Source organism: Sulfitobacter sp. 1A15106, from assembly GCF_043556995.1.
In the GTDB taxonomy this organism is placed as follows: Bacteria; Pseudomonadota; Alphaproteobacteria; order Rhodobacterales; family Rhodobacteraceae; genus Sulfitobacter; species Sulfitobacter faviae.
In genome coordinates, this window is record NZ_JBIFFM010000019.1 from 12,285 (window position 1) to 29,102 (window position 16,818).

The window sequence follows — 16,818 nt, forward strand, 5'->3', positions numbered from 1 at the left end:
ATTGCTCCTATATTATTAAGCATTTAGGACGCGCGGTTAGCTGGAGGGCCCCCCGGTCAGCCAGGCAATCAGGCGAAACGCCTTATCGATTGCCCAGACAGTCCAGAGCACTGTCTTCAGCAGGCGCGGCCCCCAAACCTTCCATGCGGAAGGCTTCTTCAGGGTGGCGCGTGTCCCGCGCGGATCGGTCTCGTTGGTTTCACAGGACATATTGTCCTCCTTCTGTTGGCCTCGAACGCGGGATTGCGCCGAGGGCCTTCTCCAACAGTCAGTTCGGAGAGACCTTTCCTTGATCCATCATGCGGCCCCCCCGGGGCCTTCCCGGGGGGGCCGCCCCCTCCCGCCGACACGGAGGCCGTCTGGGGGGTAGGCGGTAGAGGGGACGAACCCCTCCGCGAGCCAACAAGTTGGCTCAAAATATGAAGGCGTTTTTCCGACCGAGACCAGAGCCCCGGTGTTCCAACAAGAAACATATGGGGAGACAAGTATGACGATACAATATCGCCTGTGGCGATTTTTTAGTTTTTTTGTCATCACTATATCTGTGAGGCGCGCGGGCCCGGAGCGTAGTGTCTCCTCCAAGCACAAGAGGCGATAATCCTCTACGCACGGCGTCCGGTCTACGTTTTCGGCGAGGAAGGCTTGGTATGGCTGTGCGGGACCGAGCCGCCAGTGATTGTCCCGCCGCATCAATCATGATTTAGTTTGGGTATTTAGCGGAGCGGGTTTTGTATCTCTTCGTTCCAAGGCCAAGAGGTATCCTTATGTCCGTTTCCACGCTGCTCGATGGTATCGAGAAGGGGCGCATTGTGCTGCCCGCTATCCAAAGAGACTTTGTGTGGAATGCAGATAGGATCGAAAAACTTTTCGATTCCCTGTTCCGGGGCTATCCCATCGGAGTTGTCCTGCTTTGGGACACGACGGAGGCGATCCAGTATCGGACTTTCGTAGCCGACCATCGGCGAGGCGCGGAAACGGCCTACAAGATTAACAATGGGGAAACGGTTCAACTGGTCCTCGACGGGCAACAGCGGCTGACCTCCCTCTACATCGCGCTGCGCGGTTCCCTAAACGGACACAGGCTGCACTTCGACGTCCTCAGCGGTCGCAGTTCGGACGACGCGAGCGAGGAGAAGTTCTTTTTCAAGTTCATGACTCCGGAAGAAGCGAAGGTGCGGAATGCCGAGGCCGTGGCGAATAGCGACGAGGATACGATGCCTTCGCACTATGTCGCGCTTGCGGACTTCTCCGGTCAGTCCGCTCCGGGAAGCAAGCTCGGTCGTCAGCTTACGAAGGACTTCGATCTGAGCGAGGACGACGAGGACCGTGTCATCGACAACCTACGGCGCCCTGTGAGCATCATGACCGAAACGGGCGGGCTGTTACAGGAGCAGATCATCGACGCGGGCCTTCCCCAAGACTCCCCGGACCGGAAGACTGTGTTCGACATTCTCGAAATCTTCATGCGGATCAACACGCAGGGCATCAATCTGACGCGGTCGGACTTGATCCTGTCTATGCTCCGCCTCCACTGGCCGGACGCGACCGACGCGCTGCCGAAGTTTATCGCTGACGTGAACGCCAAAAGCAGCATCCAGATCGACTCAGACTTCGTGATCCGATGCATCTTCTCCGTTGCGGGGCTCGGAACCCGGCTCGACATTGGACTGCTTCGCAAGGCCAAGAACGTCGAGAAAGTGAAGGGCGCCTACGAGAGGACCACGGCCGCGATCCGTTCGGCGGTAGACTTCGCCCAAGACGAGTGTCGGATCGGGTCAGTCAAGCTGCTCAACGGCCTTAACACGCTTGTGCCTGTCGTCCACTTCCTCGCGGCGAAGAAGAAGCCCGTCGTCGCGCCGACTGAGAGGGCGGACCTGCGCAGGGCCATCTACCTGATTGCATTCTCCAGCGTGTTGACAAAGCATTCGGACAGCCGTCCTGGGGGGCTCGTCCGCGAGGCCCTCGGGGGCAAGGCGGCGGGCTTTCCCTATGACCGCGTAGCGCGATACGTGAAGGCAAAGACCCGTATCGAGAGTGCGGACAACCAACTCTTCGGAAACCACGTCTCCTTGGCTTTGGCCTTGGTGCAGAACAGAACGGATAGCAAAACCCTCTACGCACGCAACGTTGTCGAGACGGATCACATCTTCCCACGCGCGAAGTATGGGGACGACCCCTTGATTGATGACATCGGAAACCTCTGGTTTCTCCCTCAACACGTGAACCGCAGTAAGACGGACGCCAAGCCGGCAACCTACCTTGCGGACGTGGACGACGAAGTGCTCGAGGCGGCGCTTATCGACCGTGAAAAATTGACGAAGCGCTTCGCGACTTTCGTAAAGGGGCGCCGCAAGACGATGATTGCAGTATTGCAGGAGAGAACCGGAATCTCGTCTCTTTAGTCTATTTCCGGCTGACCCGGAACTTAATGCCTTTCGAAGCGAAAGACGTTTTCATCCCGCTCCCCGATCGCCCCATGGCCTCGGGGTGACAGCCGGCGGGCCACCTGAATTGAAGACCGCGTTAGTGCTGACACGGGTCAGGCTCTGTGTGATGATGAGGCTAAGATATTTGCTACAGAGCGTGAGGCTTCAAAGAAGCGGCAGGTCAATTTGGTGGGGCTATAGCTGAAGTGGCCTTCCGGCGCGAAGAGGGTATTTCAGCGCGCCTCAGATCACGATTCCAGATAGGCCCCGCCATTGCGTAATAGGGATCTGCTGCTCATCTACGCAGTCGCCGATGAGGAAGTTTCTTTGGTGCGCCTCGGGTCACATAGTGAACTTTTCTAAACAGATGCCCCGGTCCAGAAATGAACATTATCCGAACCGGGGGCATCCATTTTGGAACTGACGCAAACAACCTCGTTGAGGCTGTTGAAAGCCCTGCTCAAAACTCAAGAAGTTGTTGAAGGTTTTTGGCCTCAAAGTGGTGGCAAACGTTAGCTGCACTGTAGGCAATCAGTAAATAGGGCTCGTTCATGCCATTCGTTGCGGTCGCAAACCAAATCGGCGCTGAGGTGGCAGATCAAGGTCTGCATTGCGGACGTTTCGCCTTTCGCCGCGTCTGCTCGGTATTCGCGGCACCCGCGAAGGCTGCCGGTAGGAGCAGCGAGAGCTGCACAGATGGGCTGAGTGCTGCTATCTGTAGACCTGCTAAATTGGGCAAGTAGGGATAGTCACATGACTCTTATTGTCGCGGGACACGCGTTCGAAATTGAGGCGGACATGTTGGGTGACAATTCCGCTAAGGATAGTCCCTACGTCGAGGCCGGACTATTCGTGCTCTGCGACAGCGTTATCTCTACCAATGGAGGCGGCCAACTCCTCGATGGTGACTTCAGAAAGATTAGGCGCTTTCATGTCTCCGTTCGCGAACCGCAATTCTATCATGATGGCAGGTTCCATAGATTCGGCCCAGAGAAGAACGCTGGGAGCGTCTACGTGGCGTTCGCTGGCTCTGCCTTGTCCGCACAGGCTGTTTTCGAACGGGCCGCGGCGATGCTCTCAGATTTACGAGTGAGTTGCGACAGATCACGGGAGGATGGACTTCTGCATTACGTGCTCCGATTGCAAGACGAGCCGGACCCTCTTTCCGAAGGAGGTGGCGTGCATATTTGGGGCGCCGACACTTTCACGCGAGCGGATCTGGCCAGTATTTCGATTCACAGTGCCGTCGTCGACTGCCTAAAGAGGGCGATCAACGAAACGTTCGCCGCGAAGCAGGAAATCACTACCTCCGCTGAACAATTCAGATCCTGGCGAGCCGAGTTCGTCTCTGCGTCATGGTGCAAACGCACTTCAACGGGCCGGTTGCACCTATATCGGTTAAACGAGCATCGGAGTGCAGAGGGCATGCATTTCTTCTCAACCAGCCCGGAAGAGATTCCTGCGGGGGACCTTGCTGTGCTCGGGATGCGCAACGAGTTCGAAACTGCGGCCAAGACTCGTTTCGATCGCGCCCGTGAAGACAGGGCTGCGACATTCGACGCTATGCGCGAGTTCATGACGTGTTCCATCGAGAAACACCGAAAAACTGGACTTACGGAGATTGGGCTACCTATCCGCGAGCTTCGACTTCCAGCTTAGGTTGCGGCATCTTGATGTCCGCGGCAGGTGTCTTGCTCCGACGACGCGGGCTCGCTTACGGCTTCGCACTTGTGTCGGAGACTTTGGGGAGGCAGCGAACGGCAGCAAGGTCCGCACAGCTAACCTTCGGCGACTGGGCCATGCTGCTGAATGAAACAAATGGCCACTTTCGCGAAGCCGCGTCGCAGCATGTGAAAGATGACGAACGGCAGCAATGGGCCGGTCTCTCTCGGCATATTTTGCTGCGGCGGCGAAATGGCCGGGCTGTATGATCGTTAGAATGGGCTCGCAGAGGACGTTAGCTGCAACAATCCCTGAGGACGGCTGGGCGGGAAAATCCGCCGTTTGGCGCGGATGCTTGCTCCCTGCTGTGAACCTGTGAAATTGCTGATGACACACAAACGGCTGGTTTGATGACGCCGCTCTCGCGAGATGACCTGCCTCAACGCTCCGCTTAGGTCGCTTTCTCCTGCGTGATTTCGGAGGTTGCACCACACGGGCATCGCGCAACCTTCTACTCTGGCTGTAACGAAATCGCGGTTAGGAACATCGCCTGTTTGGGCTCGATTCCGGTAGGAGTGTGATCGCCTTACAAGACTTTTTGGCGGTTCCGTTTGACGATATCGGAGACGGTGTTTTTCGAGATACCGAGGTCTCGGGCAATCCAGCGGTATGACCGGCCGTGTTCAATGGCCTGAAGCACCTTTGGAGCAAGCTTATCGGATTTTGGTCGTTGGCCTGGCTGTCGGCCAAGCTTCTTGCCGCGCGCCCGTGCGGCCGCGAGGCCAGATTTCACGCGCTCGCTGAGGAGGTCACGCTCGAACTGCGCGATCCCGGCGAGCATGGTGGCCATCATGCGCCCGTGCGGTGTGTCGAGTTCGAAGGTCATACCATTCATGGCCACAACCGAGACTTTCCAGCCTGCGAGCCTGTTCAGCGTATCCAGCAAGTCTTGTGTGGACCGCCCCCATCGGGAAAGTTCGCTGACCAGGATCGCGTCAATTTGTCGGGCTTGTGCAAGATCGAGCAATCGGTTGCGCGCGGTGCGATTAACGCTGGCCCCGGAGGCCGTCTCTTTGAAGACGCCAACCACGTCGTAGCCGCCACGTTCCGCGAAGGCTGTCAGTTCGGTGACCTGCCGCTCGCAGGACTGGTCCGAGGTCGAAACCCTCGCATAAACTGCTGCGCGCTGTCCCAGTTGAACCCCCTCGGATTTTGACCTCGCAAACCATTGATTTTTCTGATGCGAATTTTGTCCATAATAGACTAATGACTAACAAGGACAATTCGTGTTTGTCTTTCGCGGCAACTGAGCGTCAAAGGGTGTTGGTGACCCCAAGGACGAACTGTCCGACTAATCAGGGCCCAACAATCAACCTACCAATACCTGCCGAATGCCATCAGGCCGGGGGTATTACGTCTCTGGTCAACTCTATTACGATTATGCTTGGCGCGGGAAATGGCGTGTTAGTCGAGCATAAAGTCAAACCGATCTCTGGAGAAAAATCTAAGTCACTGATTTCATTTGGTTCCTACAGGAACCGGATTTCTCATCCACCGTCGTAGCCGATGTCGCATGCCCCGTGTTCAAAACATAAAGCCCAAACCGAGCCTTGGCGAAAAATCTAAGTCATTGATTTAATTTGGTTCCTACAGGAACCGGATTTCTTATCCGCCATCGTAGCCGACGACGCCTGCCCCCGTGTTCAAGACACAAAGCCCTAACCGAGCTTTGGCGGAAATCCTAAGTTACTGATTTCATTTGGTTCCTATAGGAACCGGATTTAATTAGCTCACTATGCGGTCGCCAAAGGGCCACTTAGGGACAGATCATCCGTCTTCTTCATCTAACGGATTGTGCATCACAGCACGCGGGCAATAGGGGATGCCCACACTGTCAAATCCTGTTCTGGAAGCTCGGATTCAGCATGCCGCTGAACTTCTGGTTCTCCCGACCTGTTAAACTTGGGCGTATATGTCCATGTGCGTTGGCTATTCTTCCCGGTCATGATCGGGGCTCGGCGCCGTGTCATCTGTGCCACCGGCAGTCGGTCCGGAAAGATTCTATTTTTTGAATCTGTCGAACATGACCACCTTGTTCCTATCACCATAGGAGCCAAGCATTTGACGAAGATTTCTGACACCGACATCACCATCTTCCACGCAGCGGACGCCGGAGGCCTGGTAAAGGCCACCCAAGAGACGATCTCTGCCCTGCACCGGCACGGATTCACCAAACATGCGGTGGTGATCCGGCGCTCCACAGCGCAGTTCGTCGCTGGCCGTTCACTGGTGGAGGTCGGGACACTGCGCCGCTGGTGGGCTCTATTTGATCATGCGTGGGACCTTTTGGCCAATAGCCCGATTGACGATCCTTGCATCGCTGATGAGACCGCTGACATTGCCGCCTCCTACATTTACTGCGAGCTCGTCGCTCTCGGGATCAATCCCAGTAAGGACGGCGTGAATACAGGGACTACATGGTCAATCACCTATGCTGACCTCAAGGGGTCTGCTCCGGCTCAGTGCTAAATCCTACGTTAAGCAAAACCGGTCGTTCCTTCTCGATGCAGCGAACGGCAGTTCAGAGCCCTCATTGACCACGTAGAACTTGAAGCTTTCGCAATTATAGCATGGCGTTTGCACAGGCCAGAGCTCGAAGTCGCCATCAATAATAGTTGCCAGCGCATCCATTACATACGCTGGCAACCAAATCTTCAGCTTGCGTCTTTGAACTCAGCGTATTCGCCACGCACCTTGACGGTTACGGTTACATCCTCATTGTCGCGGTTCCGCCAGAACCAACCGTGTTCGCCAGCGAAGGACGCATTGATCTCACCTTCAGCACCAGTAGAGCCGCGGCCCTTTTCATAGGTCTCTGATTGGCCAGAACCATGGCCGTGCAGGTCGAAGTTCACCCGACCGCCTTCGACCAGCATAACGAACTCAGCCACTTGCCCCTCTTCCATGACAAGTTTCCATTCTGCGGTATCACCTGGTGCAAGAGTGAACGTGATCTCGTCACGCCATTCCTCTACTGGCTCGGCTGTCACTTCCTGGGCATGGGCTGCGCCGACAAAGATGCCGAGGAAGTCATTCAACAGGCTCGACTCTTGCTGGCCGCGCAGCGCTTCTTGCTGGGCTTCCAACTCCATGAGGCGATCGGCCTCGGCCTCTGCGGCAAGCTGCGCTTTGATCTCACCCATCTCCGAAAGGCCAAGCACGCCACCGATCCCGGTCGGGTCGATGTCATATTCGGCCGGTAGCACAACGGTCACGAGGATAGCGACTGCGCTGGCTGCGGCAATTGCTGTGGAGCGGAGCAGTTGGCGGGAGGAGGGAAGCTCGTCGAGGCTTGGTTTCTCTGCATTGAACATATTGGTCTCCTAATCTTCAGGTTGCTACGAAGTAGCCGGTGATTTGCAAGCCCATCAGGATGAACCCCATGGACATCATAACGACGTTGGCGGTGTAAGCTTGGCGGAAGAAGTTGGGTGACTTTCGCCAAAACCCCATGACGATAAGGATGACGCCGAGCGCCATCAATTGGCCCAGTTCGACGCCAACGTTGAACGCCAGAAGGTTGGCCAGAAGGCCATCCGAAGCGATATCGTAGTCGAGGATCTTGGTCGCGAGGCCGGTCCCGTGGAAAAAGCCGAAGATCAGTGTTGCAGCCTTTGTATTAGGCTGCACACCGAACCAGCGTTGATAGGCTCCGAGGTTGTCGAGCGCCTTATAGACCACTGAAAGGCCAATGATTGCGTCAACGAGATAGGCGTTGACGCCCCAGCCGAACCAGACCCCCGCCAGCATCGTGGTCGAATGCCCCACGGCGAAAATACTGACGTAAATGCCGACATCTTTCATTTTGTAGAGGAAGAAGACGACACCCAGCAGGAACAGGATATGGTCGTAACCCGTCACCATGTGTTTGGCGCCGAGATACATAAAGGGAATGATGTTCACCCCCCATATCTCTTGAATATACCCCGCGTCGCCGGGGGTTACATTATGAGCCAAGGCATGGCCTGCGCTCAGGATGAGCAAAGTGATCGTGATGAGGGACAAGATCGCGACCCGGCGTGTGCCAAGATCGGTCCAGCCCCGTTGAACTGTGTTCATGAAGTGAACTCCGCAAATAAGGTTGTGATCGGAATGAGAGTGCCGACATGGCACTGGGGATCACACGCGCGGAGGTCTTTCGATCGAATACACCCTTGATGTATTTGCCGAAGCGGCACTTAGGCGCCATGCAGCCCGGACAACCTCAACGGGCCGAATATTCGGCTCATGAGCCAGCACCACGGCTTGGCTATGGTCATGGTCTGCACTGTCATGACTATGGCCGTGCATGGCCCATGCGAGGTCTTCTTCCAAACCATGAGAATGTCCATGATCTAAGACCATCTGCTCGTGTTCTTGGAGAACATCCAGCACAGCAGGGACATGCGAAGACGTCGGCACAACAGACCAGAGCAGCACGGCCACGCAGAGAAGCATCGCGAAAGCGGCTTGTCCGGTTGTCCGCAAAAACTGCATTCGTGCTATCTGCCTCTTGCCTATCATTCTGGGTGGCTTCGCCATCTTGCTCTATCCCCCCGAGGGGGATACGGTCTTAGTATGTCAGACATACACACTCATGCAAGTCATCCTGCCCTCATTGCCCGGCTGAAACGTGCCGATGGGCACCTGCGAGCGGTTATCGCAATGTTAGAGGAAGGCAAGCCCTGCGTTGATGTTGCGCAGCAGCTTCAAGCTGTCGAGAAGGCGGTGACCAACGCGAAGCGAATTCTAATCCACGATCACATCGATCATTGTCTTGAAGTCGACGGCTCCGCCAGCGACCGCGCCGAACTCAAAACCATCACCCGCTATCTTTGAGAGATATATGCTGGCTGTTCTTTTGGATCGCACTTACCGGCATCTCTTTCTGGCCCAAGTCGTAGCACTTCTTGGGACCGGATTGGCGACGATGGCGCTTGGCCTTTTGGCCTACGACCTGTCCGGAGACCAGGCCGCGATGGTGCTCGGCACCATTTTTACCATCAAAATGGTGGCATATGTCGGCATTGCTCCGATCGCTGGTGCCTTTACCGACCGTGTGCCGCGCCGCGCGATGTTGGTCGCGCTGGACCTTCTGCGCGCGGCAGTGGCGCTGGCTCTGCCTTTCGTAACCGAGGTCTGGCAGGTCTATGTCCTAATCTTCCTGCTGCAATCGGCCTCTGCCGCCTTCACGCCAACATTTCAAGCGACTATCCCGGACGTTCTACCAGAAGAAGATCGCTATACCCGCGCGCTATCGCTCTCAAGGCTGGCCTATGATCTGGAGAACATCATCTCGCCCGCGCTGGCCGCCGTGCTGCTGACGGTAATGAGCTACAACGCTCTGTTTTTGGGAACGGTCGCAGGCTTCGTGGCCTCGGCCCTGCTGGTGATCTCGGTCATCTTGCCCAGTCCCAAGGCCGCAGAACCACGCGGGGTGTATGACCGCACCACAAGAGGTATTCGCATCTACCTCGCTACACCGCGCCTACGTGGCCTGCTGGGCCTCAGCTTGGCCGTCTCGAGCGCGGGGGCCATGGTTCTGGTCAACACGGTCGTTCTGGTGCGTGGGCAGCTCGGGCTGGACGATACTGCCTTGGCTTGGAGCATGTTCGCTTTCGGGGCGGGCAGCATGATCTCGGCACTTGCCCTGCCGAAGCTGCTGGACAGATTTCCCGACAGGCCAGTGATGCTGACAGGCGCTTGGCTCATGGTCGCGGCGCTGTTCACCATTGCGGTCTTCGTCATATCTATAGGATTAAGTTGGCCATTGCTGTTAGCTGTCTGGCTGGTGATCGGTCTGGGTAACTCAGCCGTGTTAACCCCCTCTGGCCGCCTTCTGCGCCGCTCCGCTCATCCGGAAGACCGGCCAGCAATTTTCGCGGCGCAATTCGCGCTTTCCCACGCCTGCTGGCTCCTCACCTACCCCCTCGCAGGATGGCTGATGACCACATACGGGACAGTGCTCACACTCATGGTCTTGGCCGGCGTTGCGACAGTCGGCATCGGGGTGGCGCTGCGATTCTGGCCTGCCGATATGCCGGACAATCTGACGCATAGTCACCCAGATCTGCCTGCGGATCACCCTCATCTTCAGGGACAGCGAAACCAACTTCACCAGCACGAAATTATTATCGACCACCTTCATCCCCATTGGCCAAGGCTCAGTTAATATATTGGCTTTATTCGGCTTGCTTCTTTGCGAGCCCTTTCGGCTGTCTCGCTGGTCTGACTTACACCCTCCGCGGCTCCTCATCCGGATCGCGGCGAGGGGAAATTTCTTCGGTTTGGCGCTCAACTGACACTTGGGCCGATACCTCAACTACATAACATGTCAGCGCTGGTTTCGCTCTTCATCCAACAGGTTCACCCCGCTACAGCGGGAACTTTGCGTTTGCAGCGAACGGCAGGAAGGTCCGCATGTGTGATTTTATGCGCAGCGCAGCGAATGGCGGCTTTCACAAACGCAGGTTTGTGAAACGGATGTAAAATAGGCTCTCAGATAGCGAAGTCGTGCATCTCAGCTCATGTCTCAATGTAAATTCCGCAAAGGGTGCCAGCGTCAGGGAAAAATATTTCTTAGCGTAGGGTTTTGCACTGAGCTGGAGCAGCCCCCCCTCCATGCTGACCTGAACAATGCTTATGAGATCCTGACCACCCTGCCCCAGCTGACCTACGACGCCTGCGCAGACACACAAGAAGAGTTTGAGGGAGAAACCCTCGCGGCCGCTGTATTGGCGGCATGATGCCAATGGCGTATGTCGATCAGATATGACTTCCTCCATTGATGAACTGTTCTCACCCGGCATCACTCACATCGAGGTTCGATGTTGGGAGTGCGGTCATACGGTGACCCGCAAGCCTGGCGATGTGCCCGACGGCATTACTCAACACGAGTTCGAGCGCCGTTCTGTCTGCAAGTGCGGCACAGGCTGGCCACAGGTGTCCCGATTTCCCAGGAAGAAATCGACATCGATGTGATAAGCTTCACGCGAGGGAGGCAACATGAAACCCAAGGCGCCCAGATTTTCGTTCAAAGACCGCGCAGCTGAAAAAGCCGCCGCGCGCGAACGCGATGAAGAACTACTTCGTTCTGGCGAAGTTTCGCCCGCTGATATGGCGCGCGCTAACGGCGGTTTCGTCCGAGGGGCGCGTTACAAAGGCCCATCAAAGCGCATGCAGGCACTCGCTGCGCCCCTCTCGTCATCTGACGACAGGGACTAACCACCAATAAACGCCTCTATTTCCTGCTCTCTGGCTTCGAGGTCTTCTTGGCCTCGGGAAGGTCTTTTTTATAGACAAGGTTCCCGTCCTCATCGAGGCCAACTCCAATCCCAAGTCGCCGCCGTCGTTCGAAAAACGCTTCCTCGTCGGGTCCAGGCTGGCCCATCTTCTCTATGAACCATTCAGTCCACTTGGGGTCTGATTCATCCGGTTTTGGGTCTGTCATCCCAGTGCTCCTACTCTGCTTAACCGAGTCTATCACGAAATTGACGCTAAAACCGGGCGGCGCAGAATTCGCCCCAATGCCGCCTTACCTCAGTTGGTTGGAGCGCTCGATTGTGGATCAAGAGGTTCCAAGATCGAGATTACCCCACCCTCTTCTGCGACATGAGTGCTACATTGGCTGTAGCGCACAGGAGAGGGAATGAGGAAGTGTCACTTGATGAAGGTGAGCGCCGGGGCCCAGGAGATCATTGTGCGGAAGAAGGCCGACCATGCGAACTGGGAAAGGAGATAAAGGATGGCGCCCGTCGCATCGAAAATTCTCGGAACGGTGAACGCACCCTATGGTGCGAACCTTTCCGCTTGTCAGCTTGCCGCCGCAATCTCGGACATTGAGGCCGCTCAGTCTGCCATGGGTCCGGCCTTCTCCTTCTTCTCTGAAGTCTCCCCGGAACTTCAGGTGTCTTTCGTGTCAGAGATGGGACTGCCCATGAAAAGGTGCGGCAGGTCGCGAAGCACTTTCAGACACTTTGCCCGTTCCCGTTGGCACTCGCTACGTAGCAGCGTGTCTTCGTCACAAGCAAAAGGACCCCCTGTAAAACGCGTGGTTCGTTATGCTCTGCGATAGAACCGTGCTATGTGCTGTCTTGTTCAGTGTGCACCTGGGCGACAGATCAAAGGAGGGGAAATGGCTACTTTTGACATCATCGTATCGATCTCGTCTGTCGTTCTGGCTGCCGTGACGATCACCTATGTGGCCTACTTGGCTCGGGTGAGCGGCCGAGATCGACCGCACGATCCTGAGCGCTTGCGTCGATTTATCGCGAATGCGCCATACAACCTCGACAAGAATGACTCCGGGCAAAATACCTGATCTGCGGACATTATTCCGGCGGAATAGAGCACTGGCTGGGGGCTATGCCGGTCTCTGCATGTTGGTCATATTTTCGAGCAGCCGGGCAACCTTGCGGTGGGTGGGCTGATCGAGCTTCGCTGTCACAGCGACTGACAGTAGCTCCTCGAGAGTATCAATCTCGACATCGATCACGGTATTGGCCACCTCAGTCCAAGCCTTGCGGACGGTAGCGCGGGCTTCGCGGCACGTGCTTGGCTGAAGTCGATGGGCGGCAGTGACGGCATCCGTTTCGCGCATGATCTTCTCGGGCGGCTCGATTTTGCCGCGTTTACGAAGGTCAGGCACAGCACTGATAGGCTCTGCATAGAGGATTGGGGCCAGATCCGAGATGCTCATAAGGCTATCCAGTTTGCGCAGATGGATTGTGAATTCGGCACGCTTTTTTTGGTCCATCTGCGCAGCCTTTTTGGTGGCCCACTCCAGAGTGAGATCGACAGGCGCTTTGCTGTCATCAATGGCAAGGCTGGAGACTTTGGCGAGCCCAATGGTTGAGATGCCTTGACCTCTGATAGCGGTGCGTAGAGCCTCCCACGCGACTGCGGCGGGGTCAGGGCGGCGCACCAGTGCCGCGGATAAGAAGACCTCCCTCAGGGTATCAGTGACCTCCATTTCCTGTGCACTATGCAGACCCTGCTGTGCTACCCATTCGGGGCTGAGGTCGAGGGGCCTCAACAGAGCCCGCTCCGCCGTTTTCCGAATAGGGTTCAGCGCCGCCTTGGCATTCTTTGGTAGGTCGGCCCAGGCCCGCGTTACAATGCGATAGGGGTCAATTTGAACGGTAGCATGACGGGACATCAGCGCGCGCGCCCTCCTTTCATAGATCGTCCAGGTTCGCGGCTTCAATCTCGATGGCATCTGTGACCATAGCTCGCGCCATGTCGCCAGGTCGAGGATGTCATCAGGGGTTACATCTGTCATGTCGCGGTCGATCAGGAGCCACCAAAGCTGCAAGAGCGGCATACGGTCCGTTGTCTTGAGGGTCATCTTGTCCAACCATTGAGGCAGGGTGTCCGACGCCGATACCGGGTGGGTGACATGAGGCAGCAGAAGCTGCCGGGCACGGCTGATATACTGGCGCCACGATGCATTTGTGACACCAGTGTCGCATGGCTGGAGCTGTGTAACCCGTGTCCACATATCGGGCGCGAGCATGTCATCGGCGGTTGGGTTGTCGGTTGGCATGTAGATCCCCGCATTGCACATTGCCTGCCATACCTGCGGTAGGCCGTTACGCCGCGTCTCGGGGGCCGCAGCGTGATAATGTGTCAAAGTGCTTGGCAGGTCTAATTTTAGTCGACCTTGTCGATCATAGACCGGCGGCGGTGCGATCGGCTCTGGGGGCAGTAGCCCGCTCGCGGCAACCTCAGGGATTTGAAACAAACGGTTGAAAACTGAGACCCCCTGCCGCAGGCGCTGACGCACAGAGCAAGCGAGCTTTGCCTTGGGTGCCTTTCCATGTCGCCTTTCGCGATCAAATCGGCGCTGCAACTGCTCCTCGCTTAGGACACCCCGTTCGGCGTCGAGGGACCACACCCAGTCAGTAGTGATCTGGGCAGGCACCAATCCGGCCGCCTTGGCAGGCGTGGCCAATCCCGGCAGACAGCGCTCGATGTCATCTTTGCCGGCACGACGGATCAACATGCGCAGCTGCTCCCAGGGATCATCAATCTCACCAAGGCATGCGAGCAGGCGTGATACCTGATGCCGCATTGTCTCGTAAGTCCGCTTACTCGGCAACGTGGTCTGGATAGCTGGATCAAGTGCAGCATAGTCGGCGGGATAGCGGATCTCGAAGTCGGATGTCCGCACCTGATCGATGCCACCGCCGGCATGGCCGAGCATGTAGAGAGCGCCACGCATCTGGGGCCAGTTTGTAACGAGTGGTTCGCCGGCGGTCGCAGCGGCGTTTCCGAGGGCGATGATATCAGAGAGTGTGTTCATGCACAGAATATTGGTCTGCGCCCCATTTGCAAAAACGCTAAGTTTGATCTGACGTCTCGTTGCGAGCACGACGCGCAAGCGTATGCTCTGATGGCATCGGAGGGGATACATATTCGACGCGACCTTGGATGCGAGCACGACGCCCGACGCGTGGCCTTTGGTGCTCCTGATAAGCCTGCTCTTGCTCGTGACGGTCTTTACGCCACCAGTTCATTTTGACAGTCGCCACAGACCTCCCCTTCTTCTTGAAGATCAGACCTACGTTGAATGGAGCAAGGGCATTAACCTCATCAAGCGATGGCTTGATCACCTTGCTGTTCAGATCCCCAAAAGCCGGGTATTTGTGTGCCTCTACACCGAGTAACTCTCTGAATTCATGCAAGCTAAATTCGGCATCTGTCTTGCGTTCCAGATTGATCCACCCGGCCACGTGCTCATACAGCGAGACAGCATATTTGCTGGAGAAAGACATCAGAACTGGGATGTCGATGGCCCCCCAAACGTTGCTCGTTAAGAGGACTTCGACCAGTTTGTCATCAAAGGTATAGGTGAAAATCCCGTTCTTTTTAAGAACGTTACCGCCCACAAGAGGAGCTCGCACCGGCTCACCTTCTGAATTGATAGTTTTGACATGAAATCCCATGAGCGAGTCGATCGCGTCATTGATATTATCTCGGCCCTTATGATTGTCGGAGCGGAGACGAGAGGCTTCGATCGAATATTCTTTTCCCTTCGCGATGCCATCGGCGTGAGCGTTTTGCCATAGCAACGTAATCGCGCGCCGGGCAGTTAAGGTAAGTTCGCCGTGCCCGCGTATTTGGATCAGCTCCTGCGGCTTGTTGGTGTTGTTGGGATTGTTCGGCCGTTGATCAACAACGAGGGGTTTGGGATCTTTCGACATTGGCATCGCCTGAACGAGGAAAAAAGAGCATCGCAGTTTCGTTTTTCATCGATAGTCGCTCGGAGCACTAAAGAAAAGGGGAGCGAGGTCATTCTTTTTTAGCGAGCATGAAGAAAGAGGAATCTGGGGGCGTGATGAAGATCGCGCTCTAAAAAAGACGAATCTGGGGCGAGGTGAAGCGCACGCTCTAAAAAAGACGAATCTGGGGGTGCGGTGACAGATGGAGCCTCGAGGGAGAGAGATTGGTGCATCCCATGTTCATATGGTTGAAATCTATGAAAAATACACATTTATAACATAAGGTTACAATAACTATCGAGTTATCCACAGGGCGGGGTGTCCGTGGAAAAACTTTCTCCCCACAAGCCTCTTTTTTCGCCCCCTAAACCTCTTTTTATGCCCCATAAACCTCTTCCTTACCCCCACAAACCTCTTCGTTAGCCCCATATTCCTCCATGGTTAGCCGAATAACATTTTGTTTATATTATCTAAAATCCGCACGAACTTAGAAAAAGAGAATATAGAAAAAGAAAGGGATCCGGCATGTGCAATACTGACGGACCTCCCCATAGTCGTCGTTGTTAGTTTAATGCGGAGCCGCCTTCGGCAGCACTGTAGTTTGCTGCCATGCCAAAGGCATGGCGAGGGCCTATGGCCCTGACCATGCAATAATTTCAGATCCAACTTCCTGACGGATCGTGCGCTGCGACCATGCATATGCTGAGAATGCTCAGCGGCGGTTTTTAACGGTATGTAGATTCAGCAACGTTGAGCGTGTCGCTACTACTGCTTTTCTTTATCCTTGGCGTCCAGGATAGGCTCCAGTTGATCGAGCGCGGCAGTAATGGCTGCGGCCACGAAGCGCTCTTGAGTCATACCATTGGCGCGCGCCATGGCAGACTTTAGGCGATTTTTGAGGGTCGGCGGCATCCGTATCGCGATCTGCACTGTGCCCTGGGGCTCAGCCGATGCTTGATCCAGCATTTCCGCCAAGGGATTGCTATTGGGCGGCGTGGCTTTGTCAGCTTTTGTCTCCGGTGGTTTGCGCTTCGTTGGCGGTGTTTTGGCGGATGCGGTTTGTTTCGCTCGCGTAGTTGTGGTCTTCGACTTCGCTGCCGGCGTTTTGGCCGATGTGGTTTTCTTTGCTCGCGTAGCGGTCTTCGTCGTCGGTTTGGCAGGCGCTGGCTCGGCCTGCGTCTCCTTGTTCTCGATGACCTGCACATCATTTGTCCCGGCGGCAGCTGCGACGCTAAATTTCTTCTGGGCCATGATTATTTCTCCATCTCGATTTCGGCCACCATCTCGGCGATGGCGGCCATAAATGCTTTGCTGCCAGAACCCATCTCGCTCATGAGTGTCGAATATAGGTCGGCGCTGTTCGAGCTTGCAGCGTTTGGGATCTGCGTTGTGAGCAAAGCCAGCCCATGCTGCGCTGTTACCTGAGGGGCAAGCCGGGTGGCCGTCTGCCGCGTGTCGGCGCGATTGAG

Annotated in this window: 18 protein-coding genes; 8 read left to right on the plus strand and 10 right to left on the minus strand. The window is 56.0% G+C overall.

What is annotated here, in order from left to right:
- Nucleotides 1-36: 36 nt before the first annotated feature.
- On the minus strand, nt 37-210 hold the full coding sequence (locus ACGYKA_RS19180; RefSeq protein ID WP_394439745.1) for a hypothetical protein: 174 nt from the start codon (nt 208-210) through the stop codon (nt 37-39).
- 554 nt (nt 211-764) lie between these two features.
- On the opposite strand from ACGYKA_RS19180, the gene ACGYKA_RS19185 reads away from it, so the two are divergent.
- From ACGYKA_RS19185 to ACGYKA_RS19195, 3 genes are all read left to right on the plus strand, one after another.
- Complete coding sequence (locus tag ACGYKA_RS19185; protein ID WP_394439749.1) at nt 765-2,402, plus strand: DUF262 domain-containing protein; 1,638 nt, start codon at nt 765-767, stop codon at nt 2,400-2,402.
- 297 nt (nt 2,403-2,699) lie between these two features.
- A complete protein-coding gene (locus ACGYKA_RS19190) occupies nt 2,700-2,789 on the plus strand; it encodes a type II toxin-antitoxin system YafQ family toxin (protein WP_394439752.1) in 90 nt (29 codons plus the stop codon).
- Between the two features lie 390 nt (nt 2,790-3,179).
- Nucleotides 3,180-4,085 (plus strand): hypothetical protein, encoded by a 906-nt coding sequence (locus ACGYKA_RS19195; protein ID WP_394439755.1) that lies wholly within the window; start codon nt 3,180-3,182, stop codon nt 4,083-4,085.
- Between the two features lie 589 nt (nt 4,086-4,674).
- On the opposite strand, the gene ACGYKA_RS19200 is transcribed toward ACGYKA_RS19195, so the two are convergent.
- Nucleotides 4,675-5,283, minus strand: coding sequence for a recombinase family protein (locus ACGYKA_RS19200; RefSeq protein ID WP_394439794.1), 609 nt, complete (start codon nt 5,281-5,283; stop codon nt 4,675-4,677).
- A 926-nt stretch (nt 5,284-6,209) separates the two neighbouring features.
- Between ACGYKA_RS19200 and ACGYKA_RS19205 the strand changes: the two genes are divergently transcribed.
- A complete protein-coding gene (locus tag ACGYKA_RS19205; protein ID WP_394439758.1) occupies nt 6,210-6,617 on the plus strand; it encodes a hypothetical protein in 408 nt (135 codons plus the stop codon).
- 185 nt (nt 6,618-6,802) lie between these two features.
- Here ACGYKA_RS19205 and ACGYKA_RS19210 read toward each other — a convergent pair whose 3' ends face one another.
- The 3 genes from ACGYKA_RS19210 to ACGYKA_RS19220 are packed head-to-tail and all read right to left on the minus strand — an operon-like array spanning nt 6,803 to nt 8,669.
- On the minus strand, nt 6,803-7,462 hold the full coding sequence (locus tag ACGYKA_RS19210) for a transmembrane anchor protein (RefSeq protein ID WP_394439760.1): 660 nt from the start codon (nt 7,460-7,462) through the stop codon (nt 6,803-6,805).
- A 16-nt stretch (nt 7,463-7,478) separates the two neighbouring features.
- Complete coding sequence (locus ACGYKA_RS19215; protein ID WP_394439763.1) at nt 7,479-8,207, minus strand: HupE/UreJ family protein; 729 nt, start codon at nt 8,205-8,207, stop codon at nt 7,479-7,481.
- Nucleotides 8,208-8,267: 60 nt separating this feature from the next.
- Nucleotides 8,268-8,669 carry a hypothetical protein gene (locus tag ACGYKA_RS19220; RefSeq protein ID WP_394439766.1) on the minus strand — a complete coding sequence of 134 codons (402 nt, stop codon included), beginning with the start codon at nt 8,667-8,669 and terminating at the stop codon, nt 8,268-8,270.
- 36 nt (nt 8,670-8,705) lie between these two features.
- Here ACGYKA_RS19220 and ACGYKA_RS19225 point away from each other — a divergent pair, with 36 nt between their 5' ends.
- From ACGYKA_RS19225 to ACGYKA_RS19235, 3 genes are all read left to right on the plus strand, one after another.
- On the plus strand, nt 8,706-8,966 hold the full coding sequence (locus ACGYKA_RS19225; protein ID WP_394400436.1) for a metal-sensing transcriptional repressor: 261 nt from the start codon (nt 8,706-8,708) through the stop codon (nt 8,964-8,966).
- Nucleotides 8,967-8,973: 7 nt separating this feature from the next.
- Nucleotides 8,974-10,299 (plus strand): MFS transporter, encoded by a 1,326-nt coding sequence (locus ACGYKA_RS19230; protein WP_394439773.1) that lies wholly within the window; start codon nt 8,974-8,976, stop codon nt 10,297-10,299.
- Nucleotides 10,300-11,132: 833 nt separating this feature from the next.
- Nucleotides 11,133-11,351 carry a hypothetical protein gene (locus tag ACGYKA_RS19235; protein WP_394439775.1) on the plus strand — a complete coding sequence of 73 codons (219 nt, stop codon included), beginning with the start codon at nt 11,133-11,135 and terminating at the stop codon, nt 11,349-11,351.
- A 16-nt stretch (nt 11,352-11,367) separates the two neighbouring features.
- Here ACGYKA_RS19235 and ACGYKA_RS19240 read toward each other — a convergent pair whose 3' ends face one another.
- Nucleotides 11,368-11,577, minus strand: a complete 210-nt coding sequence (locus tag ACGYKA_RS19240; RefSeq protein ID WP_394439778.1) for a hypothetical protein — start codon at nt 11,575-11,577, stop codon at nt 11,368-11,370.
- A 684-nt stretch (nt 11,578-12,261) separates the two neighbouring features.
- Here ACGYKA_RS19240 and ACGYKA_RS19245 point away from each other — a divergent pair.
- Complete coding sequence (locus ACGYKA_RS19245) at nt 12,262-12,447, plus strand: hypothetical protein (protein ID WP_394439781.1); 186 nt, start codon at nt 12,262-12,264, stop codon at nt 12,445-12,447.
- 42 nt (nt 12,448-12,489) lie between these two features.
- Here ACGYKA_RS19245 and ACGYKA_RS19250 read toward each other — a convergent pair whose 3' ends face one another.
- The 4 genes from ACGYKA_RS19250 to ACGYKA_RS19265 form a co-directional block, all read right to left on the minus strand.
- Nucleotides 12,490-14,508, minus strand: a complete 2,019-nt coding sequence (locus tag ACGYKA_RS19250) for a hypothetical protein (RefSeq protein ID WP_394439784.1) — start codon at nt 14,506-14,508, stop codon at nt 12,490-12,492.
- The gene (locus tag ACGYKA_RS19255; RefSeq protein WP_067938385.1) at nt 14,468-15,331 is read right to left on the minus strand and encodes a replication initiation protein; all 864 of its coding nucleotides are present in this window, start codon (nt 15,329-15,331) and stop codon (nt 14,468-14,470) included. The genes ACGYKA_RS19250 and ACGYKA_RS19255 overlap by 41 nt, the downstream gene beginning before the upstream one ends.
- Nucleotides 15,332-16,114: 783 nt before the next feature.
- Nucleotides 16,115-16,600 (minus strand): hypothetical protein, encoded by a 486-nt coding sequence (locus ACGYKA_RS19260; protein WP_394439788.1) that lies wholly within the window; start codon nt 16,598-16,600, stop codon nt 16,115-16,117.
- A 2-nt stretch (nt 16,601-16,602) separates the two neighbouring features.
- Nucleotides 16,603-16,818 (minus strand): hypothetical protein (locus ACGYKA_RS19265; protein ID WP_394439791.1); only part of this gene is annotated, 216 nt, incomplete at its 5' end.